Source organism: Pigmentiphaga sp. H8, assembly GCF_003854895.1.
Classification (GTDB): Bacteria; Pseudomonadota; Gammaproteobacteria; order Burkholderiales; family Burkholderiaceae_B; genus Pigmentiphaga.
On record NZ_CP033966.1, the window covers coordinates 2977186 to 3002236 of the forward strand.

At 68.6% G+C, this 25051-nt stretch carries 29 protein-coding genes and 1 pseudogene; 18 read left to right on the forward strand and 12 right to left on the reverse strand.

All coding sequences use genetic code 11. From position 1 onward, the window contains the following. The first annotated feature begins 56 nt into the window (after window positions 1-56). Complete coding sequence (locus tag EGT29_RS14120; protein WP_087840277.1) at window positions 57-392, forward strand: co-chaperone YbbN; 336 nt, start codon at window positions 57-59, stop codon at window positions 390-392. An 11-nt stretch (window positions 393-403) separates the two neighbouring features. Here EGT29_RS14120 and EGT29_RS14125 read toward each other — a convergent pair whose 3' ends face one another. The 4 genes from EGT29_RS14125 to EGT29_RS14140 are packed head-to-tail and all read right to left on the reverse strand — an operon-like array spanning window position 404 to window position 3558. Next, entirely contained in the window at window positions 404-1132 is a 729-nt protein-coding gene (locus tag EGT29_RS14125; protein WP_124689588.1) for an ROK family protein, read from the reverse strand. Beyond that, complete coding sequence (locus EGT29_RS14130; RefSeq protein ID WP_124689589.1) at window positions 1129-2457, reverse strand: lytic murein transglycosylase; 1329 nt, start codon at window positions 2455-2457, stop codon at window positions 1129-1131. Before EGT29_RS14130 ends, EGT29_RS14125 begins: the two co-directional genes overlap by 4 nt. Next, on the reverse strand, window positions 2454-3203 hold the full coding sequence (locus EGT29_RS14135) for a glutamine amidotransferase (protein WP_238160412.1): 750 nt from the start codon (window positions 3201-3203) through the stop codon (window positions 2454-2456). Before EGT29_RS14135 ends, EGT29_RS14130 begins: the two co-directional genes overlap by 4 nt. Window positions 3204-3246: 43 nt before the next feature. Beyond that, window positions 3247-3558: a hypothetical protein gene (locus EGT29_RS14140; protein WP_124689590.1), complete on the reverse strand. Its 312-nt coding sequence runs from the start codon at window positions 3556-3558 to the stop codon at window positions 3247-3249. Window positions 3559-3761: 203 nt separating this feature from the next. Here EGT29_RS14140 and EGT29_RS14145 point away from each other — a divergent pair, with 203 nt between their 5' ends. Next, window positions 3762-4136, forward strand: coding sequence for a hypothetical protein (locus EGT29_RS14145; protein WP_124689591.1), 375 nt, complete (start codon window positions 3762-3764; stop codon window positions 4134-4136). A gap of 10 nt (window positions 4137-4146) precedes the next feature. Here the strand turns inward: EGT29_RS14145 and EGT29_RS14150 are convergent, their stop codons facing one another. Next, entirely contained in the window at window positions 4147-5226 is a 1080-nt protein-coding gene (locus tag EGT29_RS14150) for a sterol desaturase family protein (RefSeq protein WP_124689592.1), read from the reverse strand. 119 nt (window positions 5227-5345) lie between these two features. Here EGT29_RS14150 and EGT29_RS14155 point away from each other — a divergent pair, with 119 nt between their 5' ends. The 5 genes from EGT29_RS14155 (at window position 5346) to EGT29_RS14175 (ending at window position 8956) form a co-directional block, all read left to right on the forward strand. Continuing rightward, window positions 5346-5750: a group III truncated hemoglobin gene (locus EGT29_RS14155; RefSeq protein WP_124689593.1), complete on the forward strand. Its 405-nt coding sequence runs from the start codon at window positions 5346-5348 to the stop codon at window positions 5748-5750. Continuing rightward, window positions 5741-6184, forward strand: coding sequence for an Rrf2 family transcriptional regulator (locus tag EGT29_RS14160; protein WP_124689594.1), 444 nt, complete (start codon window positions 5741-5743; stop codon window positions 6182-6184). The genes EGT29_RS14155 and EGT29_RS14160 overlap by 10 nt, the downstream gene beginning before the upstream one ends. Beyond that, window positions 6181-7218 (forward strand): nitronate monooxygenase family protein, encoded by a 1038-nt coding sequence (locus tag EGT29_RS14165; RefSeq protein ID WP_124689595.1) that lies wholly within the window; start codon window positions 6181-6183, stop codon window positions 7216-7218. Before EGT29_RS14160 ends, EGT29_RS14165 begins: the two co-directional genes overlap by 4 nt. 125 nt (window positions 7219-7343) lie before the next feature. After that, window positions 7344-7700: an SRPBCC domain-containing protein gene (locus EGT29_RS14170; RefSeq protein WP_124689596.1), complete on the forward strand. Its 357-nt coding sequence runs from the start codon at window positions 7344-7346 to the stop codon at window positions 7698-7700. Window positions 7701-7783: 83 nt separating this feature from the next. Next, window positions 7784-8956 (forward strand): putative sulfate/molybdate transporter, encoded by a 1173-nt coding sequence (locus EGT29_RS14175; protein WP_238160413.1) that lies wholly within the window; start codon window positions 7784-7786, stop codon window positions 8954-8956. Here EGT29_RS14175 and EGT29_RS14180 read toward each other — a convergent pair. Then, entirely contained in the window at window positions 8946-10001 is a 1056-nt protein-coding gene (locus EGT29_RS14180) for an ornithine cyclodeaminase (RefSeq protein ID WP_124689598.1), read from the reverse strand. The two genes, EGT29_RS14175 and EGT29_RS14180, sit on opposite strands and share 11 nt — an antisense overlap. A 9-nt stretch (window positions 10002-10010) precedes the next feature. Continuing rightward, window positions 10011-10886 (reverse strand): dimethylarginine dimethylaminohydrolase family protein, encoded by an 876-nt coding sequence (locus EGT29_RS14185; RefSeq protein WP_124692355.1) that lies wholly within the window; start codon window positions 10884-10886, stop codon window positions 10011-10013. Between the two features lie 188 nt (window positions 10887-11074). Here EGT29_RS14185 and EGT29_RS14190 point away from each other — a divergent pair, with 188 nt between their 5' ends. Further along, entirely contained in the window at window positions 11075-11494 is a 420-nt protein-coding gene (locus tag EGT29_RS14190) for an Lrp/AsnC family transcriptional regulator (RefSeq protein ID WP_124689599.1), read from the forward strand. A gap of 10 nt (window positions 11495-11504) precedes the next feature. Next, on the forward strand, window positions 11505-12362 hold the full coding sequence (locus tag EGT29_RS14195) for a PhzF family phenazine biosynthesis protein (RefSeq protein ID WP_124689600.1): 858 nt from the start codon (window positions 11505-11507) through the stop codon (window positions 12360-12362). 50 nt (window positions 12363-12412) lie between these two features. On the opposite strand, the pseudogene arsC reads toward EGT29_RS14195, so the two are convergent. Then, window positions 12413-12763, reverse strand: a pseudogene (gene arsC, locus EGT29_RS14200) (arsenate reductase (glutaredoxin)); the annotation flags it as partial. Window positions 12764-12929: 166 nt separating this feature from the next. Between arsC and EGT29_RS14205 the strand changes: the two are divergent. The 9 genes from EGT29_RS14205 (at window position 12930) to cyoD (ending at window position 21411) form a co-directional block, all read left to right on the forward strand. Next, window positions 12930-14171 carry an MFS transporter gene (locus EGT29_RS14205; protein WP_124689602.1) on the forward strand — a complete coding sequence of 414 codons (1242 nt, stop codon included), beginning with the start codon at window positions 12930-12932 and terminating at the stop codon, window positions 14169-14171. Beyond that, entirely contained in the window at window positions 14168-14665 is a 498-nt protein-coding gene (locus EGT29_RS14210; protein WP_124689603.1) for an NUDIX domain-containing protein, read from the forward strand. The genes EGT29_RS14205 and EGT29_RS14210 overlap by 4 nt, the downstream gene beginning before the upstream one ends. A 73-nt stretch (window positions 14666-14738) precedes the next feature. Next, window positions 14739-15338: an HdeD family acid-resistance protein gene (locus tag EGT29_RS14215; protein WP_124689604.1), complete on the forward strand. Its 600-nt coding sequence runs from the start codon at window positions 14739-14741 to the stop codon at window positions 15336-15338. 82 nt (window positions 15339-15420) lie between these two features. Further along, window positions 15421-16623 carry an ATP-binding protein gene (locus EGT29_RS14220; protein WP_192901833.1) on the forward strand — a complete coding sequence of 401 codons (1203 nt, stop codon included), beginning with the start codon at window positions 15421-15423 and terminating at the stop codon, window positions 16621-16623. Continuing rightward, complete coding sequence (locus tag EGT29_RS14225) at window positions 16623-17177, forward strand: response regulator transcription factor (RefSeq protein ID WP_124692356.1); 555 nt, start codon at window positions 16623-16625, stop codon at window positions 17175-17177. The genes EGT29_RS14220 and EGT29_RS14225 overlap by 1 nt, the downstream gene beginning before the upstream one ends. Before the next feature lie 234 nt (window positions 17178-17411). Continuing rightward, window positions 17412-18320 (forward strand): ubiquinol oxidase subunit II, encoded by a 909-nt coding sequence (cyoA, locus tag EGT29_RS14230; RefSeq protein WP_370283013.1) that lies wholly within the window; start codon window positions 17412-17414, stop codon window positions 18318-18320. Window positions 18321-18324: 4 nt separating this feature from the next. Further along, entirely contained in the window at window positions 18325-20301 is a 1977-nt protein-coding gene (gene cyoB / locus EGT29_RS14235) for a cytochrome o ubiquinol oxidase subunit I (protein ID WP_124689607.1), read from the forward strand. A 130-nt stretch (window positions 20302-20431) separates the two neighbouring features. Beyond that, window positions 20432-21067 carry a cytochrome o ubiquinol oxidase subunit III gene (gene cyoC, locus EGT29_RS14240; protein WP_124689608.1) on the forward strand — a complete coding sequence of 212 codons (636 nt, stop codon included), beginning with the start codon at window positions 20432-20434 and terminating at the stop codon, window positions 21065-21067. Continuing rightward, the gene (cyoD, locus tag EGT29_RS14245; protein WP_124689609.1) at window positions 21067-21411 is read left to right on the forward strand and encodes a cytochrome o ubiquinol oxidase subunit IV; all 345 of its coding nucleotides are present in this window, start codon (window positions 21067-21069) and stop codon (window positions 21409-21411) included. Before cyoC ends, cyoD begins: the two co-directional genes overlap by 1 nt. Before the next feature lie 182 nt (window positions 21412-21593). On the opposite strand, the gene EGT29_RS28490 is transcribed toward cyoD, so the two are convergent. From EGT29_RS28490 to EGT29_RS14270, 4 genes are all read right to left on the reverse strand, one after another. After that, window positions 21594-22508 carry an SRPBCC domain-containing protein gene (locus EGT29_RS28490; RefSeq protein ID WP_161567820.1) on the reverse strand — a complete coding sequence of 305 codons (915 nt, stop codon included), beginning with the start codon at window positions 22506-22508 and terminating at the stop codon, window positions 21594-21596. After that, window positions 22505-22888 carry a helix-turn-helix transcriptional regulator gene (locus tag EGT29_RS14255; RefSeq protein WP_124689610.1) on the reverse strand — a complete coding sequence of 128 codons (384 nt, stop codon included), beginning with the start codon at window positions 22886-22888 and terminating at the stop codon, window positions 22505-22507. Before EGT29_RS14255 ends, EGT29_RS28490 begins: the two co-directional genes overlap by 4 nt. A 105-nt stretch (window positions 22889-22993) precedes the next feature. Next, window positions 22994-23728 carry a hypothetical protein gene (locus EGT29_RS14260; protein WP_370283041.1) on the reverse strand — a complete coding sequence of 245 codons (735 nt, stop codon included), beginning with the start codon at window positions 23726-23728 and terminating at the stop codon, window positions 22994-22996. A gap of 344 nt (window positions 23729-24072) precedes the next feature. After that, entirely contained in the window at window positions 24073-25047 is a 975-nt protein-coding gene (locus EGT29_RS14270; RefSeq protein WP_161567821.1) for a tripartite tricarboxylate transporter substrate binding protein, read from the reverse strand. Window positions 25048-25051 lie beyond the last annotated feature (4 nt).

Here is a 25051-nt window from a genome sequence, read left to right on the forward strand (position 1 = left end):
TATATTCTCGCGCATGAACACAGCGCGGCGCCCACCGGCCGCCGCTTTTTTTCGCCATGGAACAGATCGACATCGACGACGGCACGGCCGACCGCTTCCTGCTGGACGCACCCGGCACCTCGCTGCTGGTCTTCACCAGCGACACCTGCCCCAACTGCCGGCTGGCGCGCGCCCAGCTTCCCGACATGAGCCTGCCGGTGGCCCGCATCTGCTGGATCGACGCGGGCCGCAACCGGGGGCTGGTCGAACGCTACGAGGTGTTCCACCTGCCCTCGATGTTCGTGGTCAAGAACGGGGTCTACTACGGCGCGGTGCAGGCGACCCTGGCCGATTGGGACATCCGCCGCCAGGTCTCGCTGGCGCTGGACAGCTACCCGGCCGAACTGCCCTAGCCCGGCGCCTCTCAGGCGTGGGCCGGGTCCCAGCTTCTCCACAGCGCCGCCCCGCCGGTCAGCCCGGCATCGTTCGAGCCCACACGGACATGGGGCGGCAGGCAGGCCGCATCCACTTCGCGCGCATTGCCTCCGCCCAGGTGGATGCGATCCGGCTTGAGCAGGATGTCGACCAGCGCCAGCGCGCGCGCCAGGCGCCGGTTCCAGCGCTCCTTGCCCTCGGCCCGCAGCGCCGCGTCGCCCAGGCATTCCTCGTAGGTCTTGCCGTCCTCCATGGGATGGTGCGCAAGCTCCAGGTGCGGCATCAACCCGCCGTCGCGGAACAGCGCCGTGCCCACGCCGGTGCCCAGCGTCATGACGAACTCCAGGCCGTCGCCCTGCTCGAGGCCGTAGCCCTGCATGTCGGCATCGTTCACCATCCGCGCCGGACGGCCCAGCCGGTCGCCCAGTACCTGCGCCAACGGAAAGCCCACCCAGGCCGGCGAATCGAGATTGACGGCGGTCAGCACGCGCTGCCGCCTGACGACTCCGGGAAAACCGATGGAGATCCGGTCGTAGCCGCCTAGCGGAGCAGCCAGCCGCGCCACCTCGTCCACCAGCCGGTCCGGCGGACACGGCCGGGGCGTGGGCACCCGCAGGTGCTGGCCCAGCAGCCGGCCCGCATCGTCGATGACGGCGGCTTTCAGCCCCGTACCGCCGATGTCGACGGCCAGGATGCCCGGCGCGGGCGCGGCTTTCATGCACCGCCCCGCTGCTCCGGCCGCGGCCCGGTACGCGGCAACGGATCCCGCCGCAGCGTCTGCAGGATGCGCTGGCCCACCCGACCGTCGACGGTCAGGCCCGCCCGCAACTGCTCGGCGGCCACGGCGTCGCGCGTGCGGCTGCCCGGGATGCCGTCCGGCGTGCCGATGTCGTGGCCCCTTGCCAGCAGCAAGACCTGCAATTCGCGGATCTCGGCGCGCGACAGGCCCGGGTCGTCGGTCGGCCAGGGCGTGGCGATGGGCGGCTCGCCGCGCAGCCGGTCGATCAGCAGACTGACCGCCAGCGCGTATTTGTGCGAACCGTTGTAGCTCAGGATGGCGTCGAAGTTGCGCGTGGCCAGGAAGATCGGACCGCCCGCGCCGGTCGGCGCGAACAGATAGGCCGGCGACTGCGGGGCCGGCTCGCCGCCGCGCAGTTGGTCCGGCCGGCCGCCGTCCACGCGGGTCACGCCGCGGGCCGTCCATTCGGCCAGCGTGCGGCGCTCCGAGCCCGCGAACTCCTGGTCGGCGGGTACGCCCGCCGCCACGCCCGCGGGCAGCTTGACCTCGATGACCGGCAGCAGGCCCCGCGTCCATTGCGCGCGCCGCTTGCGCAAATGGCTGGCCGTGGACGCCAGCGCGTCGGGCAGCGATCCATACAGGTCTATCCTGCCGTCCCCATCGCCGTCGGCCGCGAGTTCATAGTACGAAGTCGGAATGAACTGGGTCATGCCGAAGGCGCCGCTCCACGATCCCACGAAGCTGTCCGGCTGCACGAGCCCGTCGCGCAGCATCCGTATCGAGGCATAGACGTTCTTGGTCCACAGCGGCTTATTCTCGGTGCACGCGCGGGTCAGCCACGCATCCAGCACCCGGGTCTTGCCCAGCACCCGGCCGAAGTTGGTCTCGATGCCGAAGATGGCCACCATCACCTCCCCGTCCACCTCGTAGCGCGCGGCAATCTGCGACAGCGGCGCGGCTTCGGCCTCCATCAGCTTGCGCCCATCGGCCACCCGTTCCTCGTCCACGGTCTTGGCCAGATAGTCCCACCAGGTTTCCTTGCCCTCGGGCTGGGCGCGGGCCGAGGCTACCGTGGAAGCCAGCAGCGTCGCGCCCTGCGTGTAGGTATCGAAATCGGCCACCTGGATGCCGTTGGCGGGAGCCGCCGGCCGCAGCCTGGCCAGGCAGGCGCCGGTGTCGAGTTGGGCATGGGCCTGGGCGGCGGCCAGCATCGCCAGGCTTGCGGCCAGCAGCCTGGTCCGGGAAAGAACCTGCGTGGAAATGGCGGTCTCCTTGGTCGAATCGCGGATAGGGATAGCGGTCATCCGGCATCCGCGGATGCCGGGGCCAGGCGCTCGAAGAAGCGCCGCATGATGGCATGGGACACGGGCGTCTCGGCCACGCCCGCGCGCAGCGCCGGCACGTCCAGTCCTTCGTCGGCCAGCCCGGCCTGCATCACGTCGAAATACGCCCGCATGACGGGCACGGTGAATTCGGGGTGGAACTGCACCGAGACCGCGTTCGGGCCATAGCGCAGCATCTGGTGGCTGTCCTTGCCGTTGCGGGCCAGTACGGCCGCGCCGGCGGGCGGCTCGGCCACGGTCTGTTCGTGGATGAAGTGGGCGGCGAAGAGGGACGGCATGCCGTCCAGCAGCGCGTCGCCAGCGGCCTCGGCCGTCAGCTCGACCTGCTGGGTGCCGATCTCCCGGCCTCCGTCCAGGTAGTCCACCCGTCCGCCCAGCGCATGGCTCATCAACTGGTGGCCATAGCAGATGCCGAACACGGGCAGCGACACGTCCATGGCATCGCGCACCCAGCCCGCACAGGCCTCGCTCCACGGCGCATGGTCGGTCACGTTGGCGCGCGAGCCGGTGATCAGCGCCGCGGCGTAGCGTGACGGCGCCTCCGGCGTCTCGCCCTTGTAGGCGGCCACGCGGGCCAGGCGCGCGGGGTTCAGGCCGGCCACCTCGCCCACCATGCGATCGAAGCCGCCGTAGGCCGCGCCGACCGCCTGCGGCGGACCGCCGGTCTGAAGGATGAGGATGGGAAGCATCTGGGGCACCTCTGCCATGGACATCCTTCCATGACACCTTATTTCCCGCGCCGCGGCAACCTCAGGCGGGCGTGCCGGCTTCGCCGATCAGTCCGCCCAGCAGCAGCACCGCCAGCAGGAACCAGAAGATGGCGCCCAGCACCGAGCGGTTCATCAGCGAACGTATGCCGGCGTAGAGCAGCAGCAGCCCCAGGACCAGCAGCGCGAAATTGAACAGGGTCGGGCTCATGCCCAGCGCCTCGGCCAGGCCCGAGGAAAACGCGCCGACGGCTTCGCCGAAACCGCCGAACACCGTCTTCAGCGCGGCGACGATGGTGCGGATGGCTTCGCCCAGCATGGCCCCCAGCCATTCGAAAGTGGATTCGCTTTTCATGTGCGGCGACGTGATTGGAACGCGGCCATTATGGCGCATGCGCCGCAACGCCATGATGGCCGACATCGTTGGAAACATCGCGCCGGCGCCGGTTGCAAAACCTTACAACCCATGCCGGCGGCGGACATATGGCGACGCGCCGAAAGCCACCATACTGGCCGGTGATCCTCTCCCTGGAATACCGACCCACTCAAGGAGGCATCATGGTTCGAGCTTTCGTCCACGCCACTTGCGCCGCCGCCGTCCTCGCGGCGGGCTGCTCATCGCTGATGGTGAGCGAACCCGCGAAGATCAGCGACGGCGCGATGGTGGCCCCCAACGGCATGAGCCTGTACACCTTCGATCGCGATCCCGTGGGCCAGAGCGCCTGCAACGGCGTCTGCGCGCAGAACTGGCCGCCCTTGACCGCCCCCTCGGGCGCCACCCGCACCGGGGACTGGATGGTCATCACCCGCCAGGACGGCGTCCGGCAGTGGGCCTACCGCGGCAAGCCGCTGTATTTCTGGACCAAGGACCGGACGCCCGGCGACCGCACCGGCGACGGGGTCAACGGCATCTGGCACCTGGCCCGGCCCTGAGGGGCCGGCTTCAGGCCGCAGGCGCCCCGCCCGCCGGCCCCGTGTCGGCGCGGACGGGCAGGTGCTCGGCCTGGTCGCTCGGGATGGGGGCATAGTCCGGGCCGAACGACACCTCGCCCAGCTTCCATCCCGCCGGCCGCCGCACGGCTCCCCAGAAGCGCCGGGCGGCCTGCCACTGCTGACCGACCAGGCCATGGTCGTTGTCGGCGTCGACCATGGGATCGCTGACGCCCGTCGGGCGGATCTTCTCGCCATACAGGGCCGTGCCGAACAGCATGTCCCAGAAGGGCAGGACCTGCCCGAAGTTGCAGTTGTGCAGCGAGGGACGCTCGGGGTCCCGCACCATGTGGTGCAGGCGATGGAACTTGGGGTCGACCAGCACGCGTTCGCCGATGCGGCCGAAGCCGAAGCGCACGTTGGTGTGCGACAGGTTCTGCACCAGTTCGCTCAATAGACCCAACAGCGCGAACTCGGAAGGCTCCACGCCCATCGCCAGGCCGACGGTGGCCAGGATGAAGGATTGCAGCACGCCGTCGATGTAGCTGCCGCGGTCGTTGGTCCAGCAGCTCATCTGGCGCTGGCTGTGGTGCATGCTGTGCAGCGCCCACCACCACGGGATGGCGTGCTGGGCGCGGTGCATCCAGTAGTAGACGCAGTCGTAGACCAGGTAATAGACCAGGAACAGCAGATAGGGATGGTCCTCGAACCAGGGCACCCAGTGCTTGAGCCCGGAAGACACTGCGGACCCGGCGTCGGCCTCGCCCCCCAGCCCGCCCAGCATGTTGGCGAACGGCGTCAGGATCAGGTAGCTGAACAGCGGGAACAGGCCCAGCAGCATCAGCAGCGTGTACAGCCGGTCGATGCGCGTGAGCCCTCGTTCCTCCCAGCGCTCGGCCGGCGCGAGGGTTTCCAGCGGACGGAAGATGAAACCGATGATGAAGAGCTGCAACAGCGCGATCAACAGCGCCTCGGAGATCTCCAGCGGATTGCCCGCGCTATCGGCGATGTGCAGGAAGACGACGGCCGGTTCGACGAGATGAGTGCTGACCCAGGCGATCAACTGGGTCCAGAGCGATGCCAGGAGGGACATGGAAATCGGTATGGGGTTCGAGGCTGCGCATACTGTAGCACCGGGCTGGCCGGGACTGGCCCGGCCTCGGGGGCGTCTGATAAGATGTATTCAATATATATGTTTATCGGCGGCCCCCCATGCTCGACCTCAATCTATGCACCGACGAGGAAATCGCGCGCCTCGTCTCGGCCTTCTACGCGCGGGTGCGGCGGGACGACAAGCTGGGCCCCATCTTCGAAGCCCATGTGGACGACTGGGACAGCCATCTGTCCAAGCTCACCGATTTCTGGTCTTCCATCCTGCGCGGCACGCGGCGCTACGGCGGTACGCCCATGACGCGGCATGCCGCCCTGCCCGGCCTGGACGAGACCTTGTTCGCGCGCTGGCTGGAGCTGTTCGACCTGACAGCCGGGGAACAGGAAAACCAGGCCATGGCCGCGCGTGCGCGGGTCATGGCCCGCCGCATCGCGCAAAGCCTGTGGCTGGGCTACCAGATGCAGCGCCATCCCGACCGCCTGGCGCGCGAGCTGCCATGCGCCTGACGGTCCAGAGCGACTACGCGCTGCGGCTGCTGATGCATGTGGGCGCGCATGCCGACAGGCTGTGCACGATCGCCGAGATCGCGCAGGCCCACGGCATTTCCGCGGCCCACCTGATGAAGGTCACGCACCGCCTGGGGCAGCTGGGCTACCTCGAGACGGTGCGCGGCAAGGGCGGCGGCATGCGGCTGGCCCGCCCGCCCGAGCGCATAGGGCTGGGCGACGTGCTGCGCGACCTGGAACCGGACTTCCATCTGGTCGAATGCCACGGCACCGGCAGCACCTGCGTGCTGACCGGCCACTGCCGGCTGACGGGCATCCTGGATGCCGCCCTGCAGCGCTTCCTGCACCATCTGGACCACTACACGCTGGCCGATCTCCTGCCGGTGGGCGAACTCCCCCTTCTTCCTTCGTTTCCGATCAAGGCCGCCTCATGAATCTGCAAGAACTGCTGGGCATCGCCCTTCCCGTCATCCAGGCACCCATGGCCGGCTCGCAGGCCAGCGCGCTGGCGATCGCCGTGTCGAACGCGGGCGGACTGGGCTCCCTGCCCTGCGCGATGCTGGGGCCCGACGCGCTTCGCGCCGAACTCGACAAGCTGCGGGCGGGCACCGACCGGCCCTACAACGTCAACTTCTTCTGCCATACGCCGCCCGTGCCCGATGCCGCGCGCGAAGCGCAATGGCGCCAGGCACTCGGCCCATACTACGCCGAGTTCGGCATCGATCCGTCCGGCATCCAGCCCGGTCCCGGACGCGCGCCGTTCACGGCCGAGATCGCCGACCTGGTCGAGCCCTATCGGCCTCCCGTGATCAGCTTCCATTTCGGCCTGCCCTCGGCCGAACTGCTGGCCCGCGTGAAGTCCTGGGGGTCCAGGGTGCTGTCGTCCGCCACGACCGTCGACGAGGCGCGCTGGCTGCAAGACCACGGCGCCGACGTCATCATCGCGCAGGGCAACGAGGCCGGCGGCCACCGGGGCATCTTCCTGTCCGACGACCTGGACACCCAGTCGGGCACCTTCGCGCTGCTGCCGCAAATCGTGGCGGCCGTGCGCGTGCCGGTGGTCGCGGCCGGCGGCATCGCCGACGCGCGCACGGTCGCGGCGGCGCGGGCGCTGGGCGCGGCCGGCGTGCAGGCCGGCACGGCCTACCTGCTCTGCCCCGAATCGACGATCAGCGCCATCCATCGCGCCGCGCTCAAGCATCCCGCCGCCCACACCGCGCTCACCAACGTGTTCTCCGGGCGCCCGGCGCGTGGCATCGTGAACCGGGTGATGCGCGAACTCGGCCCCATGTCGCCGGCAGCGCCGGCCTTCCCGCTCGCGACCTCGGCGATCGCGCCCCTGCGCGCCAAGGCCGAGGCGCAGGGCTCGGGCGATTTCTCTCCGCTGTGGTGCGGACAGAACCCCGGTGCGGGCCGCGAACTGCCGGCGGCCCAGGTCACGCGCGAACTGGGGGCCGCCTGGGGCTGATGCCGCAAGCCTTTCCCGACACCTCGTCCGGGGTATTGTGGACACTGTACACAAAATTCGCTACGCTGCGCGTCTCCCTCTCCGGCGGCCCCCGCCGGAGGTCCCGCTTGTCAGGAAACGCCAGCATGAGCCGAACGATAGACGTCTGCACAGTCCGGCATCTCCCCGTGCCCACCGAGTCGGTCTTCGATGCCTGCATCGCCGCCCTGGCCCAACGGCGGACCGACGGCGAAGCCGGGTGCCAGGACAACTACCTGATCATGGACCGGCCCTATTGCGTGGCCTTCGAATGGCACGCGGCGGACGCCCCCCGGGCCGAGCTGGTCACCGTGGCGCTGATCGACGCCGAACCCGGCTGCAAGATCAAGGTCACGCAGCAACTGGACGCCGGCCGGGCTGCCGAGGCCGAGCGTGTCCGCCAGGACTGGGCACGCATGCTGGAGGCCATGTCCCGGGCGCTGCGCGCGCGGGCCTGCGCCTAGGCCACCGCGGCCCCCGTGTTTACATGCCTGGCGGGGTGGCCGACAATCGCCTTTTCTTTCGTCCGCATAGCAAGGGGGTCCGGGTGCAAGAACCCGCCAGCCACTCCGTGCCGCAACCAACCGCCACGGGCAATCGCTACGACCGCATGGAATGGGCGGGCGCCTTCGGCGATCTCGGCACCCTGATTCCCTTCGTCGCCGCCTACATCGGCGTGCTCAAGCTCGATCCGTTCGGCGTGCTGTTCGCCTTCGGCCTGTGCATGCTGGCCTGCGGCCTCCACTACAAGACCCCCATCCCCGTGCAGCCCATGAAGGCCATAGGCGCGGTAGCGGTCACGCAGGCCGCCCAGACCGCTGTCGTGACCCCGGGGGCCGTCTACGGCGCCGCGCTCGCGACCGGGGTGGCATGGCTGTTCCTCGGACTGAGCGGCATGGCCGCGCGCGTCACGCGCCTGGTCCCGCCCGCCGTGGTGCTGGGCATCATGCTGGGGCTGGGCTTCGGCTTCATGCTGGAAGGCGTGAAGATGATGCAGACCGATTGGCCCATCGCGGCGGTGGCGGGCGTGGGCACGCTGCTGCTGATGGGCAACCGCACCCTGCCCGCGATGTTCGTGCTGCTGGTCTTCGGCGCGGCGGTGGGGGCCTGGCGCCAGCCCGCGCTGCTGCATGAACTGGCGCAGGTTCCGTTCGGGCTGCCCTCGCCCTCGTTCGCGCTGTCGGACGTCGGCCTGCACGAACTGGCGATAGGCGCGGTGCTGCTGGCCCTGCCCCAGCTCCCGCTCACGCTGGGCAACGCCGTCATCGCGGTCAAGGAGGAAAACAACCGCCTGTTCCCCCAGCGCCCCGTGACCGAGAACGGCCTGGCGACCTCGACCGGCGTCATGAACGTGTTCAGCTCGGTGGTCGGCGGAGTGCCCATGTGCCACGGCGCGGGTGGCATGGCCGGCCACGTGGCCTTCGGTGCCCGCACGGGCGGCGCGCTGGTCATCCTGGGTGTCATCCTGCTGGTGCTCGCGCTGTTCTTCAGCGCCGGCGTTTCGCTGCTGTTCAAACTCTTCCCGCTGTCCATCCTGGGCGTGATCCTGTTCCTGACCGGCGCTCAGCTGGCGCTGGGCAGCAGCATCCTGCCGGCGGACAAGAACCAGCGCCTGGTGGCGCTGGCCACCGCCGCCCTGTGCATGTGGAACGTCGCCGCGGGCTTCCTGCTGGGCCTGGCCCTGCACGTGATGGTCGCGCGCGGCTGGGTCAGGATGTAGCGACCGCCGGCTCGGCGGCCCGGGTCCGGGCGGCCAGCAGCGCATACAGGTTGCGCGGGTCCGCCAGCTCGGGCACCAGTTGCACGTCCTGTCCGGACCCGGTGGCCAGGGCCAGGTCCAGCAGGCAGCGCAGAGCCGAGAAATCCTCCAGCGCGAAGCCCACCGAATCGAACACCGTTGTCTGTTCCGGCGTTTCCCGTCCCGGCCGCGCACCGGACAGCACCTGCCACAGCGGCACCACCGGCGCGCTGGCCGGCAGCTGCTGGATCTCGCCCTCGATGCGGGTCTGGGCCTCGTACTCCACCACGATGCGGGCCTGCCGCAGGATGGCCGGATGCAGCTCGGTCTTGCCGGGACTGTCGCCCCCCACCGCGTTCACGTGCGTGCCCGGTGCCAGCCACTGCGGCCGCAGCACCGAGGCGCGGCGCTTGTCGGCGGTCGCGGTGGTCACGATGTCCGCGCCCCGCACGGCCGCCTCGGCCGTGCCCGCGGCCGTCACGCGCAGCCCCTCGACCCCGGCCAGGTTGGCCATGAGCTTGTCGGTGGCGTGGCGGTCGATGTCGTAGGCGCGGATCTCGGTAATGCCCACCAGCGTATGGAATGCCAGCGCCTGGAACTCGCTCTGCGCGCCGTTGCCAATCAACGCCATGACGCGGGCGCCTGGACGCGCCATGGCGCGGGCCGCCAGCGCCGAGGTCGCCGCGGTGCGCAGCGCCGTCGCCAGGGTCAGGTCCGCCAGCAGCAGGGGATATCCGGTCGCCACGTCGGCCAGGACGCCGAACGCCAGCACGGTGGGCAGGCCGCTCAGCGCGTTGCCGGGGTGGCCGTTGACGTACTTGAAGGCATAGCGCCTGCCGTCGGACACGGGCATCAGCTCGATCACGCCCATGCTGGAATGATGCGCCATCCTGGCGCACTTCTCGAACTCCGGCCAGCGCAGATAGTCGTCGCGGATGTCGCGCGCCAGCAGTTCGAGCACGCGCACCGTTCCGTATTCGCCGATCATGCGGGCCACCGTGCCCGCATCCAGATAGCGCGTCTTCATATGCCCTCCTCAGGCCGTCGCGGCCTCCCTGGCGAGCGCGGGCCGGGCGCCATCGGCCTGGCTCGCGCGATCCAGGCGCAAGGTCATGCAATAAGCGCCCCCGCCGGACATCATGAAGGGCGCGAGATCCACCGGCGTCACGCGATAGCCACGCTCGGCCAGCACGGCCCGCAGGCGGTCGGCGGGCGTGGCCATGACGACTTCCCGGCCCACGCTGACCGCGTTCACGCTGAAGCGCGCCAGGTCGTCCTCCGTGGCCTCGATCAGCAGGTCCGCCGGCACGCGTTCGCGCAGGGTGCGCAAGGCCTGGGGAGTCAACGCCGGCGGGAAATACAGGATCTCGCCGCCCGCCAGCGGGCAGAAGCACACGTCCAGGTGATAGCAGCGGTCGGACACCAGTTCCATCGCCACCGTTTCCCTGCCGAAGAACTCGCCGATGCGGGCCAGCGACTCGCGCGAAGACCGGGGGCCGTAGGCAGCCCAGAACCAGTTTCGGCGGACATCCCAGATGGCGTCGCCCGCCCCTTCCTGGAAGCATCCTTGGGGAAACTGCTCCACCTCCGCCAGCAGGCCTTCATCGCGCAGCGCGCGGAACATCGCCAGAAAGGCGGCTTCCTCGCCCTGGCGCTGCGGATAGCGGAAGCGGGCCAGCAGGGCCCGTCCGTCGAGCACGATGGCGGCATTGGCGGGAAAGACCATGTCGGGAAGGCCCGGGCTGCCCGCGCGCACGACCACCTCGCAGCCGGCGCGCTCCAGCGCGCGGCGCAGGGCCCGCGACGCTGCGTTCGCGGCGGCCGCGCACCCCTTGGGGTCGCGCGCCCACGCATCGGGCTGCATCCACGGATTGATGCGATAGCTGACGTCGAAATACCGGGGCTCGACCATCAGGATCCTGGCTTCGGTCTTCACGTGCGCTCCTTTCCACCTGCTGCGGCCGGGCTGGCCTTTCCCTCATTCTGCTCGTCCGTGCCGTCAAGAAGGAGTGCAAGAAATTGGGCATTTCTGCCCATGGATTGCCATAACGCCAGACTCTGCTATCGTTTTGGCATCCTCTTACGCACTGGGGATACGCCATGGACGACGTCGACCATCGCCTGATCGCCCTGCTGCGCGACAACGCGCGCACGCCGGTCTCCACCCTTGCCCAGAAACTGCGCGTCTCGCGCGGCACGGTCCAGAATCGCCTTGCCCGCCTGGAGGAACAGGGGGTCATCGTGGGCTACACCGTGCGCCTGCGGCCCGACGCCGAGCCCCGCGGCATACGTGCGTGGACGAGCATAGAAATCGAGGGCAACACGGCCCGCCGCGTCCTGCAGTCCCTGCGCGGCGAACCGGCCATCCAGGCCTTGCACACCACCAACGGCAGGTGGGATATCGTGGCCGAACTGCGGGCCGAGAACCTCGAGGACTTCGATCGCGCGCTCGAACGCATCCGGCTGATTCCCGGCATCGCCAACACCGAAACCAATATCCTGCTGTCCAGCTACGTTTGATTCGATACCCATGACGACACCGGCCCCCTCTTCCCACGACTTCAGCCAGGTGGACGTGTTCACCGCCGTCCCGCTGCGAGGCAACCCGCTGGCCGTCGTGCACGGCGCCGACGATCTCGACGAAGCACGCATGGCCGCGCTCGCCCGCTGGACCGGACTGAGCGAGACCACCTTCCTGCTGCGCCCCACCCAGGCTGGTGCCGACTATCGGGTACGCATCTTCACGCCCGGCGGCGAACTGCCCTTCGCCGGCCACCCCACGCTGGGCAGTTGCCATGCCTGGCTGCGGGCGGGCGGCCAGCCGCAAGGGCCGGACATCGTTCAGGAATGCGGCGTGGGGCTGGTCCGGATACGGCGCGCGCGGGGCCGCCTGGCATTCGCGGCGCCGCCGCTGCGCCGGGCCGGCGACGTCGATCCCGCCACGCTCGCGCAGGCCGCGCGGGGCCTGGGCATTCCACCGGCAGCCATACGCGCCGCCAACTGGGTGGACAACGGGCCCGCCTGGATGGCGGTCATGCTCGCCTCGCGCGCGCAGGTCCTGGCCGTGCAGCCGGACCACGCCGCCCTGGGCATGCTCAAGCTCGGCGTCGTCGCGCCCTGGGATTCCGCCGTGGACGGCACCGAGGCCCAGTTCGAAGTACGCGCCTTCGCCCCGGGCTTGGGCGTGCCCGAAGACCCCGTGACCGGCAGCCTGAACGCCGGCATCGCGCAGTGGCTGATCGGCGCGGGGCTTGCGCCCGACCGCTACATTGCCAGCCAGGGCACCGCCCTGGGCCGGGCCGGACGGGTGCACGTCAGCCGCGAAGCGGACGACATCTGGGTGGGCGGCGACGTGGCCGACTGCATCGAAGGCCGGATCCTGCTCTGATCCGCGTCGAACGCCGACAGCCTCGGTACGGGAACCGCGGCCGGTTGCTAGGGCAGGAGTTCCAGCACCGTCTCCATCGGCCGGCACAGCCGCGTGCCGCGCGGCGTCACGACGATGGGACGGTTGATCAGGATGGGGTGCTGCATCATGAAGTCGAGCAATTCGTCGTCGCTCCACTTCGGGTCGCCCAGTCCCAGTTCCTCGTAGGGACTGCCCTTGACCCGCATCGCTTCGCGTATCGGCAAGCCCATCGCGGCGATCAGGCCCTTGAGCGTATCGCGGCTGGGCGGCGTCTTCAGGTACTCGACGACGGTGGGTTCGAGGCCGCGCTCCTCCAGCAGGGCCAGGACCTTGCGCGAGGTGCCGCACGCGGGGTTGTGATAGATGGTGATGTCGCTCATGGGGCCTCCGTCATGGTTCCGGCGTCGCGGCCGTGGGAGAAAGGCCGCGTTCTCGCCCCGCATCATAGCCCGGGGCCTGCGGCGACGTTTTTGTGCGCTGCAACTTGCACCTGCTAAGCTATCGGACCCGTCTTCGCCGCGCTCGCGCGGCCACATCGTCCCCTCCATGCACGCCCCCTCCTCCCCGCCTTCCGCCCTTCCCGATTCGCCCCCCGGAGCCACGCCGCCGCCCTCCTTCGGCCGCGCCCTGCTCGCGCTCGGACTGGGCGGATTCGGCATCGGCACCGGCGAATTCGTCATCATGGGGCTGCTGCCCGACGCGGCCCAGGATCTCGGCATCTCCATCCCCGCCGCCGGACACCTGATCAGCGCCTATGCGCTGGGCGTCGTCGTGGGCGCGCCGGTGCTGGCGGTGCTGGGCGCCCGCATGCCGCGCCGCGCGCTGCTCGTGGCGCTGATGGTCTTCTTCGCGCTGGGCAATTTCGCCAGCGCGGCGGCACCGGGCTACCTGTCCATGATCCTGATGCGGCTGATGACAGGGCTACCCCATGGCACCTATTTCGGCGTGGCCGCCCTGGTCGCCGCGCACCTGGCGCCGGCTGGCCAGCGCGCGCGAGCCGTGGGCTACGTCATGCTGGGCCTGACCGTGGCCACGCTGGTCGGCGTGCCGCTGGCCACGGGCCTGGGCCAATGGCTGGGATGGCGCGCCGCCTTCGCCCTGGTGGGCGTGATCGGCGTCCTGGCCTCGCTGCTGGTCTGGCGCTGGATTCCCGACATCCCGGCCAGCGAAGGCGCCAGCCCCTGGCGCGAACTCGGCGCGCTGCGCCGCAAGCAGGTCTGGCTGACGCTGGGCATAGGCGCGATCGGCTTCGGCGGCATGTTCGCGGTGTTCAGCTACATCAAGCCCACGTTGATGGAACTCGCCGGCCTGCCGGTGCACGGGGTTCCCTTCGTCCTGGCGCTGTTCGGCGTGGGCATGGTGACCGGCAACCTGGTCGGCTCGCGGCTCGCGGACAAGGCGCTGATGCCGACCATAGGCGGACTGCTGGTCTGGTCGGGACTGGTGCTGGGCCTGTTCTGCCTGACCGCCTCCAACATCTGGCTGGGTGCCTTCAACGTGTTCCTGATCGGCACCGTCGTGGCCATCGGCCCGGCCTTGCAGATCCGCCTGATGGACGTCGCCGGCGACGCGCAGACGCTGGCCGCGGCCCTGAACCATTCCGCCTTCAACCTCGCCAACGCGCTGGGCGCGTGGCTGGGCGGCCTGACGATCTCGGCCGGCCTGGGCTGGGCCTCGACCGGCTGGGTCGGTTTGCTGCTGGCCGTGGGCGGCCTGGCCATCTTCGGCCTGGCCTATGCCGACATGCGCCGCGCCGCTCCACCCGCCACCCAGGGCAGCCGGTCATGACCCCCGCCCAGCGGTCCGCCACGCCCGCCCGGGCGTCCAGCGCCGGCCTGCTGCTGTATCGCCAGGGGGCGCGCGGCTGGGAAGTCCTGCTGGTCCACCCGGGCGGCCCCTTCTGGCGCAAGCGCGATGCCGGCGCCTGGTCCATCCCCAAGGGCGCGCCCGAGCCCGGCGAGGACGACGCCGCCGCCGCGCTGCGCGAATTCCGCGAAGAAACGGGCAGCCTGCCCGCGGGCACGCCGGTGCCCCTGGGCCGGATCCGGCAGAAGGCCGGCAAGGAAGTCGTGGCCTTCGCCCTGCATGGCGATTTCGATCCCGCCACGCTGCGCAGCAACACCTTCGAACTGGAATGGCCTCCGCACAGCGGCCGCCTCCAGGCCTTCCCGGAGGTCGACCGCGCCGAATGGTTCGACCTGGATGCCGCGCGCGAAAAGCTGATCGAGGGGCAGCGTCCCCTGATCCAGCGGTTACAAGATTGGCTGCGCGCCGCCGGCTAGACGCTGGTACCGTATGCGGTGGATACACCGCGTATGGGGACGCCCGGCGTCCCCGACCACGGAGGGAACAGACATGGCAGATGCTCCGAATCCCACGCCCGTGCCGGGTGGCGTCGACTTGACCGGAACCTTGAAGACATTGGGCGCCCGATGGGGCTGGTTCGTCGCGCTGGGCGTGCTGATGCTGGTCCTCGGGTTCGTGGCCGGGGCCTACGTCCTGGCCGCCACCGTCGCCAGCGTCCTGTTCGTCGGCGCCATGATGCTGGTGGCCGGCATCGGACAACTGGTGCAGGCCTGGCGCGTCAAGGACTGGCGCGGCTTCCTGTTCTGGACCCTGGGCGGCCTGCTCTACGCCATCGCCGGCGGCGTCGCCCTGTACAACCCGCTGGCCGGCGCGGCGATGCTCACGCTATTGCTGGGCGCCTTCCTGATCGCCTCGGGCGCCCTGCGCCTGTGGATCTGGTTCCAGCACCGCGGCCAGCAGGGCTGGGGCTGGCTGGCGCTGTCGGGCGCCGTCACGCTGCTGGCCGGATTGCTGGTGGCCATGGGCTGGCCCGAGAACAGCCTGTGGATACTGGGCCTGCTGCTGTCGCTGGACCTGCTGTTCCAGGGCATCACGCTCGTCATGCTGGGCCTGGCCCTGCGCCGGGGCCCGCCCGCCTCCCGCGCCTGAGCGCAAGCCGCCGCCCGGCGTCGCCCATGCCGCGTGCGTCATAATGGAGCCTGCCGGCGCGCCCGCCGCCGGCCATCGCCCCATCATGAGCCGCACAGAAATCTCCTTCCTCCGCACGCTGTCCAGCCTGCGCTGGCTAGCCATAGGCGGCCAGGCCGCCACCATCTTCATCGCCAGCGGACCGCTGGGCGTGGACCTGCCCCTGGGCATGCTGTGGAGCGGCGTCGCCACCCTGGTGCTGTTCAACCTCTACGCCGGCTGGCGCCTGCGCACCGGCGACGAACCCTCGCACGCCACCGCCTTCCTGCACATGCTGGTGGACATCGTCGTGCTGGCCTGGATGGTGGCCTGGAGCGGCGGCATCAGCAATCCCTTCGGCCTGCTGTTCCTGGTCCTGATCGCCCTGGCCGCCATGGCCCTGCCCAACCGGTGGGCCTACGCCACCGCCGGCGCGGGCGTGGTCGGCTACGCCGCGGCGGCCATCTTCGGCCATCCGCTGCATGCCCCGGGCGACGCCTACGAACTGCTTCTATGGGGCATCGCCGCCAGCTTCCTGATCTCGGTCAGCGTGATCCTGATCTTCTCGACCCGGCTGGCCGCCGACCTGCGCAACCGCGAGCGCGAACTGGCCGACCTGCGCGAACGCTTCGCCCGCAACGAGGGCATCGTGGCGCTGGCCACCCACGCCGCCTCGATGGCGCACGAACTGAACACCCCGTTGGCCACCATGACGCTGCTGGCCGACGAAATCGCCGCGCAGGCCGATACCGACGACCTGCGCGCCGACACCGAGATGCTGACCGAGCTGCTGGCCCTGTGCCGGGAACGCGTGCGCAATCTGGCTGTCCCAACCGAAGTGGAACTGGAACGCGTGGTGGAACAGTGGAAACTGGTCCGCCCCACGGTCGAAATGCACCGCACCGGCGTCCTGCCGCGCGGCCTGCGCGTCGAACCCTCGGTCGCCCACCTGCTCCAGGCGCTGCTGAACAATGCCGCCGATGCCGGCGTCCAGGCCGGCGCCCCCTACGTGGACCTGCACCTGGAATGCAAGGGCGGCATGGTGCGCGGCGTGGTGCGCGACTACGGACGCGGCCTGAACCCCGACCAGCCGCTCCTGCCCGCCACGCTGTTCCGCAGCGGCAAGCCCGGCGGCCTGGGCGTGGGCCTGGCGCTGTCGCACGCCACCGTCGAACGCCTGGGCGGGGACATGACCATGACCGCCGCCGAAGGCGGCGGCGTGCGCATCCAGTTCCAACTGCCCGTGGAAACCACTGTGACCTCATGATGACTGACCTGGATATCGGCCTGCTGGTCGACGACGACGAACTCTACCTGCGCACCTTGCAGCGCAGCCTGGCCCGGCGCGGCCTCGAAACCCGCACCGCCACCACCATCGCCGAGGCCTTGCGCATCGCCGACGAGATCCGCCCCGGCTTCGCGCTGGTCGATCTCAAGCTCAGCAGCGACGACTCCGGCCTGACGCTGATCAAGCCGCTGCGCGCCCTGCGCGCCGACATGCGCATCCTGCTCGTGACCGGCTACGCCAGCGTGGCCACCGCCGTCGACGCCATCAAGCGCGGCGCCGACGACTACCTGCCCAAGCCGGCCACCGCCGACATGATCCTGCGCGCGCTGGGGCGGGAAAAAGCCGAGGCCGTCGCGGTGGAATCGACCATGATTCCCCTGCATCGCCTGGAGTGGGAACACATCCAGCAGGCGCTGCACGAAACCGGCGGCAACGTCTCGGCCGCCGCCCGCCTGCTCAACATGCACCGGCGCTCGTTGCAGCGCAAGCTGGCCAAGCGGCCCGGGCCCGAACGCGGTCCGGAACCCGAATAAGCGCCCGCCTGGCGTACATCGCTGCGACATATTGTCGCAGGGCTAGTCCCTAGGGCGGCCGGTCACAATTCGCCACAAATGGTGCGATGCAAGGCGCGACCGGCCACGCCACCCCGGAGGGCCGTGCCCGGCCCCCACCGCGCGCGACTATTTGTCGCAGGCTCCCTCTAGACACGTTCAGTAGGATGCGGAACTGGCGGATTTCGCCAACGTTTCTACACACCAAGGCTGGACGTGAGTAAATCCTTCTTCGCGAACGCGGGACGCACATTGTGTGTCGGCGCCATGATGTTGCTGCTGGCTGGCTGCAACATGGACATCCTCGATCCCAAGGGCGACATCGGCGCCCAGGAAAAAACCCTGCTGCTGACGGCAACCGGGCTGATGCTGCTGGTGGTAGTGCCGGTCATCATCCTGACCCTGTGGTTCGCCTGGAAATACCGCGCCTCCAACACGAAGGCCAAATACGATCCCACGTGGTCGCACTCCACCGCCATCGAAGTCGTGGTCTGGACCATCCCCTGCATCATCGTCGGCATCCTGGCGGTGCTGACCTGGAAGAGCTCGCACGCGCTGGACCCCTACCGCCCCCTGCAATCCGAGGTCAAGCCCATCGAGATCGATGTCGTGTCGCTGGACTGGAAGTGGCTGTTCATCTATCCCGAGTACAAGATCGCCACCGTCAACGAGATCCAGTTCCCGGTCGATACGCCCGTCAACTTCCGCATCACCTCCGCCTCGGTCATGAACTCGTTCTTCATCCCGCGCCTGGGTAGCCAGATCTACTCCATGGCGGGCATGGAGACCAAGCTCCATCTCATCGCGCGCGAAGCCGGCACCTATGCGGGTATCTCCGCCAACTACAGCGGCGCGGGTTTCTCGGGCATGCGCTTCAAGGCCATCGCCAGCAGCCAGGCGGACTTCGAAGAGTGGGTCCGCAATGCCCAGGCCTCGACCAGCAAGATGACCCCCGAAACCTACCAGGCCCTGGTCTCGCCCAGCGAGCACGAGCCCGTCGCCTACTACTCGGGCGCCGAACCCACCATGTTCGACGGCATCATTTACCAGTACATGGCCTCCGCAGGCATGGATACCGGAATGTGCACGCCTGCCAACACCCCCAAGATAGCCTTGTCGGAGTAAATCGATGTTCGGGAAACTGACCCTGGATGCCATCCCGTACCATGAACCCATCGTCATGGTCACGCTGGCAGCGGTCGTCATTCTGGGTGCCGCCATGCTTGGCGTCGTCACCTATTACGGCAAGTGGACCTACCTGTGGAAAGAATGGCTGACCACGGTGGACCACAAGCGCATCGGCATCATGTACATCATCGTGGCGCTGATCATGCTGCTGCGCGGATTCGCCGATGCCATCATGATGCGCACGCAGTTGGCCATCGCCTCGAGCGACTCGGCCGGCTACCTGCCGCCGCACCATTACGACCAGATCTTCACCGCCCACGGCGTGATCATGATCTTCTTCATGGCCATGCCTTTCATCACGGGCCTGATGAACATCGTCGTGCCGCTGCAGATCGGCGCCCGCGACGTGGCCTACCCGTTCCTGAACTCGCTCAGCTTCTGGCTGTTCGGCGGCGGCATCGTGCTGATCATGATGTCGCTGTTCGTGGGTGAATTCGCCGCCACCGGCTGGCTGGCCTATCCGCCGCTGTCGGGACTGGACTACAGCCCTGGCGTGGGGGTCGACTACTACATCTGGGCCTTGCAGCTGTCAGGGCTGGGGACCACGCTCAGCGGCATCAACTTCATCGTTACGATCCTGCGCATGCGCGCGCCCGGCATGACGATGATGAAGATGCCGGTGTTCACGTGGACCGCCCTGGTCACCAACATCCTGATCGTCGCCGCCTTCCCGGTGCTGACGGCCACGCTGGCGCTGCTGACCGCCGACCGCTACCTGGGCATGCACTTCTTCACGAACGAGCTCGGCGGCAACGTGATGATGTACGTGAACCTGATCTGGATCTGGGGCCACCCCGAGGTCTACATCCTGATCCTGCCCTGCTTCGGCGCGTTCTCGGAAATCATCGCCACCTTCTCGCGCAAGTCGCTGTTCGGCTACAAGTCCATGGTCTACGCCACGGCCGCGATCGGCGTGCTGTCGTTCCTGGTCTGGCTGCACCACTTCTTCACCATGGGCTCGGGGGCCAACGTCAATGCCTTCTTCGGCATCGCGACGATGATCATCTCGGTGCCCACGGGCGTGAAGATCTTCAACTGGCTGTTCACGATGTACCGCGGCCGGGTCGAGATCACCACCCCCGTGCTGTGGACGCTGGGCTTCATGATCACCTTCGTGATCGGCGGCATGACCGGCGTGCTGATGGCGATTCCCGCGGTCTCGTTCGTGCTGCACAACAGCCTGTTCCTGATCGCCCACTTCCACAACACCATCATCGGCGGTGTCGTGTTCGGGTGTATCGCCGCCATGGTGTACTGGTTCCCCAAGGCCTTCGGCTTCAAGCTGAACGAGCGCCTGGGCAAGTATTCGTTCTGGTGCTGGTTCATCGGCTTCTTCATGGCCTTCATGCCGCTGTACATCCTTGGTTTCATGGGCATGACGCGCCGCCTGAACCACTACGACAACCCGGCCTGGCAGCCGTACCTGATCGTCGCCTGGGTGGGCGCGGTCATCATCGCGCTGGGCATCTTCTTCCTGCTGCTGCAGATCTTCGTCAGCATCCGCGACCGCAAGAAGAACGTCGACTTCGACGGCGACCCCTGGGGTGGCCGTACGTTGGAATGGTCCATTCCCTCTCCTCCGCCGTTCTACAACTTCGCAAAGGTGCCCCAAGTGTCCCACCTCGATCAGTTCTGGCATGACAAGGAAACCGGCGTCGCCTACCAGCGTCCCGCCCACTACGAAGACATCCACATGCCGCGCAACACCGGCGCCGGCGTCTACATCGGCGTGGCGGGCACCCTGCTCGGCTTCGCCCTGGTCTGGCACATCTGGTGGCTGGCCGGCCTGGGCCTGGCCGGCATGATCGGCGCCTTCATCGCCCGCGCCTACGACCGCGACGTGGACTACTACGTCAAGGCCGACGAGGTGACGCGCATCGAGAACGCCCACTACGAGTCGCTGAAGCAGGCCGCGTAGAAAATCCCCCCTACGCGCTTACGCGCGCCCCCCAGGGGGCGATGCGGGTGGACCGGCAAAGCCGGATCCACCGCATCCTGGGTCGTGTGGCAGTGTATCGGTGCGAAGCGCCGGTTTTTTAAAGATCAATATGAGTAGCGCAGCAATTCTTCATACGCATCGCCAGGATGGTGGCGATCATCATGCCCATGGGGGGCATGAGCATCACGACGATGGGTCCAAGACCGTACTGGGGTTCTGGATCTATCTGATGAGCGACTTGCTCATTTTCTCGGTGCTGTTCGCGACCTTCGCCGTGCTGTCGGGAGCAACCGCGGGCGGGCCGCATGGCAGCGAGCTGTTCGACCTGTCGTTCGTGCTGACCGAGACCATGCTGCTGCTGGTCAGCAGCGTGACCTTCGGCATGGCGATGCTGGCCCTGCATGCCGGTCAGCGAAGCAAGGTGCTGGCCTGGATGGCGGTCACCTTCCTGTTCGGCGCCGGCTTCATCGGCATGGAAATCTATGAATTCCATCACCTGATCGCCGAGGGCGCCGGTCCCCAGCGCAGCGCCTACCTGTCGGCCTTCTTCACCCTGGTCGGCACCCACGGCCTGCACGTGACCTCGGGCCTGATCTGGATGGCCGTGATGATGCACATGATCAGCCGCCACGGCCTGGATCCGATCGTGCGCCGGCGCATGGCCTGCCTGAGCCTGTTCTGGCACTTCCTGGACCTGGTCTGGATCTGCGTGTTCACCTTCGTCTACCTGATGGGAGCCCTGTAATGGCGCAACACTCCTCCACCGCCGAAGGCCACGATTCCCACGCCAGCCATGGTTCGGTCAAGTCCTATGTGGTCGGCTTCGTCCTCTGCATCGTACTGACCGCGCTGTCCTTCGGCGTGGTGATGACCGGCGCGCTGACGGGCTTTGCCGCGGTATCGGCCATCGTCGTGCTGTGCGTGCTGCAACTGCTGGTCCAGCTGGTGTTCTTCCTGCACATGGGCACCTCGCCCGAGCAGCGCGAGAACCTGTCGTCCTTCGTCTTCACCGTGCTCATCATCGCGATCATCGTGGGCGGCTCCGCCTGGGTGCTGCACAACATGAATGCGAACATGATGCCGATGTAGGGGTCCCCCCCTACGCCCTTCGGGCGCCCCCCAGGGGGCGATGCGGGTGGACCGGCGGAGCCGGATCCACCGCATCCTGGGGGACTACCAGGCTGGCGGGGGGGGGGCGAATCTGCGGTTCGCCTTTCCTGTTGCCGTCTTGGGGTGTTTTTTGGCCGGAGCTTGCTCCGGCTTTTGTTTTTCTACGGATGCCGGGGCTCGCGCTGGGCGTAGTCGTCTTCGATGGCGGCGACCATGGCCAGGAAGGCGGGAGGGGTGCGGCCGGCCAGGCGTTCGGTCAGGACGGCCAGGTGGGCGTGCCAGCCGCCGGAGACGTCCAGGCGGGTGGCCTGGTCCTTCAGGCGGGTGTGGGTGATGGTCAGGCGGGTCCGGTCGCCTTCCGGGGTCAGTTCGAACACGACCTCGGACGGCGGTTCCTTGCCGCCGCCCCAGGTCATCGCCAGCAGGCGCGGCGGGTCCAGGCGCAGCACTTCGTGGCGGCTGTGGAAGATGCCTTCGTACTTCCTGAGCCGCTCGGGAATCGGCGCGGTGTGCGGCGACAGCCGGGCATTGTCGAACACCAGTTCGAACGACTGTCCCGGCGCCGTGGGCAGTTCGCCCGGCGCCAGCCACTGCGCCCGTTTGTCCGAATCGGCAATCCAGCGCCAGACGCGCTCTATCGGCCCGGGCAACAGGCGTTCGAAGCGCACCGTGCCCTCGGCCTCCTCCCTGCCGTGGCCGCCCTGGCTCGCCAGCACGCCGGCCAGGTTGTCGAACATGCCGCGCCAGCCCGCCGCCGACTCGCTGTCCTGCCCGGCGGGCGCCTTCGCCAGTTCCCGGGCGATGCCGGGGCCGGACTGGGCGAAGCGCATCAGGCTGCCGCCTTCGCCGTCGGCCACGATTTCCACGGTCAGCACGTCGCTGTCCTGCGCAAGCCCGGGCATCGCGAAGCGCATGGACAAGCGGCGCGGCGGGTCGAGCGCCAGGAACTCGCCGTGGGCGGCCGTGGACCGCCAGCGGCGTGCCAGCGCCGGATCGGTCCAGGCGGCGAACACCCGCTCCGCGGGCGCGTCGTAGCGGCGTTCCAGCCGCAGTTCGGTATCGGGATGCTTGCTCATTTCCGGGTTCCTTTGCGGGTCTGTTTTCGGGAAGAAGATGCCGGCGTCCCTGCTTCTTCGGCTTCCAGCAGCGCCTGCAAGGCGTCGAGCCGCGTGTTCCAGAAGCGTTCATAGACACTCAGCCACGCCTGCGCATCGGCCAGGGGCCCGGGCTCGAGCTGGCAGAAATGCAGGCGTCCCTGCACGCGCCGGCGTACCAGGCCGGCGCCCTCCAGCACCTTCAGATGCTTGGACGCGGCGGCCAGCGACATCGTGAAGGGCGCGGCCAGGTCCCCCACCTTGCGCTCGCCTTGCGCCAGGTGCCGCAGCATCTCGCGGCGGGTGGGATCGGCAAGCGCGTGAAAGACGCGATCCAGCGATGAAGCGTGATATTCAACCATATAGTTGAATATATATCGGGCCGGAAAAATATTCAACCTTTCAGTTGAGTATCTTCCGGCCCGCCCAGGCCCGCGGGATCTCCGGCAGGAACGAGAAAAAGTGCGTCAGGGCAGGAAGGCCGGCGACAACAGGCGCAGGCCGAGCGAGATCCATCGCTCTTCCCTGCCCATGCCCATGCGGTTGCCATAGGTCACGTCGACCTGGACCCGGTCGGGCACCAGCCAATGGCGCACGCCGAACTGGTAGGACGCCCGGCGTCTATCCTGTCCGAAAGCCTCGGCGATCAGCCACGTGCGCTCGGCCAACCGGGTCTCGGATCCCAGGCCCCAGGTCGCGTGGCGGCCGCCCGTGTCGGCGGCGTCCATCCAGCCCAGGTTGCCATGCACGACCAGCCGGTCGCCGGCAAAGGAAACGCTGGCCGGCACGTAGGCGTACCAGTCGCGCGACGCCCCCGCCGCATGGGGATGGCGCACCGTCCCGGCCGCCACGCCCACGCCCCAGCCGTCCGTTTCCAGCGGCTTGAGCAGCGTCTTGACCTGGAACTGCACGTCCGTCGTGCGCACGTGCCCGTCCACCCGGCCGCGCGCGCCGCCCAGCGTCAGCTCCAGGTTGCCGGTGGGATTGCAGGCCGGCATCGCCCAGTACTCGGTGCTGTCGTCATTGCGCCGGACCCAGCTTTCCACCTGGCAGGACTTGGCATCGACGATGCGGGCATCGTCGGTGATCATGGGACGCGCCGCCTGGGCGGAACTGGCGCCGCAGCAGGCCGCAAGCGCCAGCGCCAGCCGCCACGGCGGCGGGCCGGCGGCACGGCGGCCACGGGACGGGAAACGATCGATGCGCACGGATCCTCTTCGGAAATCGAGGTGGAGGCATGACATGGACGTGGCAGGGCCGCCGCGCCTGGCGACAGACAGCATCAGGGGGGATGGGCCACGCGCGGACGCCGCGGCCGGAACCGCCTTCGGCCTTGTGGCGAAACGGCGGCAGAGGAAACCTGCGCGCTATCTCGCCGAGAGTCCACCGATCACGAGAACCGGCCGGCTCCCGCCTCTCGAACAAGTACCCACGTCAGGGCGTCCACGGTTGCTGAACGGCGCGATTCTATCCGCGGGGCGGTTACAGGTCCATGACCATTCGGCCATGTGCCGCCTGCCGGGCGGCGCACCGGTTCCCCCCGTACTTACTCCTCCTTGATGCCGAACTCTGCCACGACCCTGCCATAGCGGTCGTACTCGGCCCTTACGTCCCGAACGGCGTCCTCCACGGATCCCCCCAACGTCTCGACCCCCGAGGCACGCATCTTTTCCTTGACCTCGGGGGCCTGCATGATCGCGGTGATCTCGCGGTTCAGGCGCCGGATCGCCGTGGCCGGCGTGCCGGCCGGCGCCAGCACGGGGAAGAACACGTTCAGTTCCACGCCGTCTATCCCCGCCTCGGTCAGGGTCGACACGTTGGGCAGCAGGCTGGTTCGCTGCTTCTCGGCCACCGCCACGGCCACCAGTTGGCCGCCGTCGATGAACCCGCCCACTCCTCCCAGCGCGCCGAAAGCCAGCTTGATCTGTCCACTGACCGTATCGGTCACGGCGGGCATCACGCCCTTGTACGGGACGTGGATCATGGTGGTCCCGGTCGCCTTCATGAACAGCTGGCCCGCGATGTGCTGCGGCGACCCATTGCCCGAGGATGCATACGGCAGGCCGGGATGCTTCTTCAGGTAGGCCACCAGTTCCCGCGGCGTCTTCACTCCAAGCTGTGGATTGGCCAGGATGACCAGCGGCGAGGAAGCGGTCTTGACCACGGGCGTCAGATCGCGGACCACGTCGACGCCGCCGCCCGCCCCCTTGGGCAGCACATGGGGCGCGCCGAACAGCGTGCTGGCGGTCAGGAGCAGCGTATGTCCGTCCGGTTCGGCCCGCGCCACGGCCGCCGCGCCGATCAGGCCGCTCGCGCCTGGCCGGTTGGTGACGACCACGGTCTGCCCGAGTACCGATGGCAGCCGTTCCGCCAGGATCCGGGCGAGGATGTCGGTGCTCGAACCCGGCGGCACCGGCACGACGATGGTGACCGGCCGGGAAGGACTCCAAGCCTGTGCTTGCGCGGCCACCGGCGCGATCATGCCCAATGCGGCGCACAGGCCGCCCAGAAGGTGTCTCATATCG

Excerpts from the sequence above, each read along its gene's own strand:
- EGT29_RS14120 (WP_087840277.1), top strand. The coding sequence starts at position 57 with ATGGAACAGATCGACATCGACGACGGCACGGCCGACCGCTTCCTGCTG.
- EGT29_RS14125 (WP_124689588.1), bottom strand. The coding sequence starts at position 1,132 with ATGAAAGCCGCGCCCGCGCCGGGCATCCTGGCCGTCGACATCGGCGGT.
- EGT29_RS14130 (WP_124689589.1), bottom strand. The coding sequence starts at position 2,457 with ATGACCGCTATCCCTATCCGCGATTCGACCAAGGAGACCGCCATTTCC.
- EGT29_RS14135 (WP_238160412.1), bottom strand. The coding sequence starts at position 3,203 with ATGGCAGAGGTGCCCCAGATGCTTCCCATCCTCATCCTTCAGACCGGC.
- EGT29_RS14140 (WP_124689590.1), bottom strand. The coding sequence starts at position 3,558 with ATGAAAAGCGAATCCACTTTCGAATGGCTGGGGGCCATGCTGGGCGAA.
- EGT29_RS14145 (WP_124689591.1), top strand. The coding sequence starts at position 3,762 with ATGGTTCGAGCTTTCGTCCACGCCACTTGCGCCGCCGCCGTCCTCGCG.
- EGT29_RS14150 (WP_124689592.1), bottom strand. The coding sequence starts at position 5,226 with ATGTCCCTCCTGGCATCGCTCTGGACCCAGTTGATCGCCTGGGTCAGC.
- EGT29_RS14155 (WP_124689593.1), top strand. The coding sequence starts at position 5,346 with ATGCTCGACCTCAATCTATGCACCGACGAGGAAATCGCGCGCCTCGTC.
- EGT29_RS14160 (WP_124689594.1), top strand. The coding sequence starts at position 5,741 with ATGCGCCTGACGGTCCAGAGCGACTACGCGCTGCGGCTGCTGATGCAT.
- EGT29_RS14165 (WP_124689595.1), top strand. The coding sequence starts at position 6,181 with ATGAATCTGCAAGAACTGCTGGGCATCGCCCTTCCCGTCATCCAGGCA.
- EGT29_RS14170 (WP_124689596.1), top strand. The coding sequence starts at position 7,344 with ATGAGCCGAACGATAGACGTCTGCACAGTCCGGCATCTCCCCGTGCCC.
- EGT29_RS14180 (WP_124689598.1), bottom strand. The coding sequence starts at position 10,001 with ATGAAGACGCGCTATCTGGATGCGGGCACGGTGGCCCGCATGATCGGC.
- EGT29_RS14185 (WP_124692355.1), bottom strand. The coding sequence starts at position 10,886 with ATGGTCGAGCCCCGGTATTTCGACGTCAGCTATCGCATCAATCCGTGG.
- EGT29_RS14190 (WP_124689599.1), top strand. The coding sequence starts at position 11,075 with ATGGACGACGTCGACCATCGCCTGATCGCCCTGCTGCGCGACAACGCG.
- EGT29_RS14195 (WP_124689600.1), top strand. The coding sequence starts at position 11,505 with ATGACGACACCGGCCCCCTCTTCCCACGACTTCAGCCAGGTGGACGTG.
- EGT29_RS14205 (WP_124689602.1), top strand. The coding sequence starts at position 12,930 with ATGCACGCCCCCTCCTCCCCGCCTTCCGCCCTTCCCGATTCGCCCCCC.
- EGT29_RS14210 (WP_124689603.1), top strand. The coding sequence starts at position 14,168 with ATGACCCCCGCCCAGCGGTCCGCCACGCCCGCCCGGGCGTCCAGCGCC.
- EGT29_RS14215 (WP_124689604.1), top strand. The coding sequence starts at position 14,739 with ATGGCAGATGCTCCGAATCCCACGCCCGTGCCGGGTGGCGTCGACTTG.
- EGT29_RS14225 (WP_124692356.1), top strand. The coding sequence starts at position 16,623 with ATGACTGACCTGGATATCGGCCTGCTGGTCGACGACGACGAACTCTAC.
- cyoB (WP_124689607.1), top strand. The coding sequence starts at position 18,325 with ATGTTCGGGAAACTGACCCTGGATGCCATCCCGTACCATGAACCCATC.
- cyoC (WP_124689608.1), top strand. The coding sequence starts at position 20,432 with ATGAGTAGCGCAGCAATTCTTCATACGCATCGCCAGGATGGTGGCGAT.
- cyoD (WP_124689609.1), top strand. The coding sequence starts at position 21,067 with ATGGCGCAACACTCCTCCACCGCCGAAGGCCACGATTCCCACGCCAGC.
- EGT29_RS28490 (WP_161567820.1), bottom strand. The coding sequence starts at position 22,508 with ATGAGCAAGCATCCCGATACCGAACTGCGGCTGGAACGCCGCTACGAC.
- EGT29_RS14255 (WP_124689610.1), bottom strand. The coding sequence starts at position 22,888 with ATGGTTGAATATCACGCTTCATCGCTGGATCGCGTCTTTCACGCGCTT.
- EGT29_RS14270 (WP_161567821.1), bottom strand. The coding sequence starts at position 25,047 with ATGAGACACCTTCTGGGCGGCCTGTGCGCCGCATTGGGCATGATCGCG.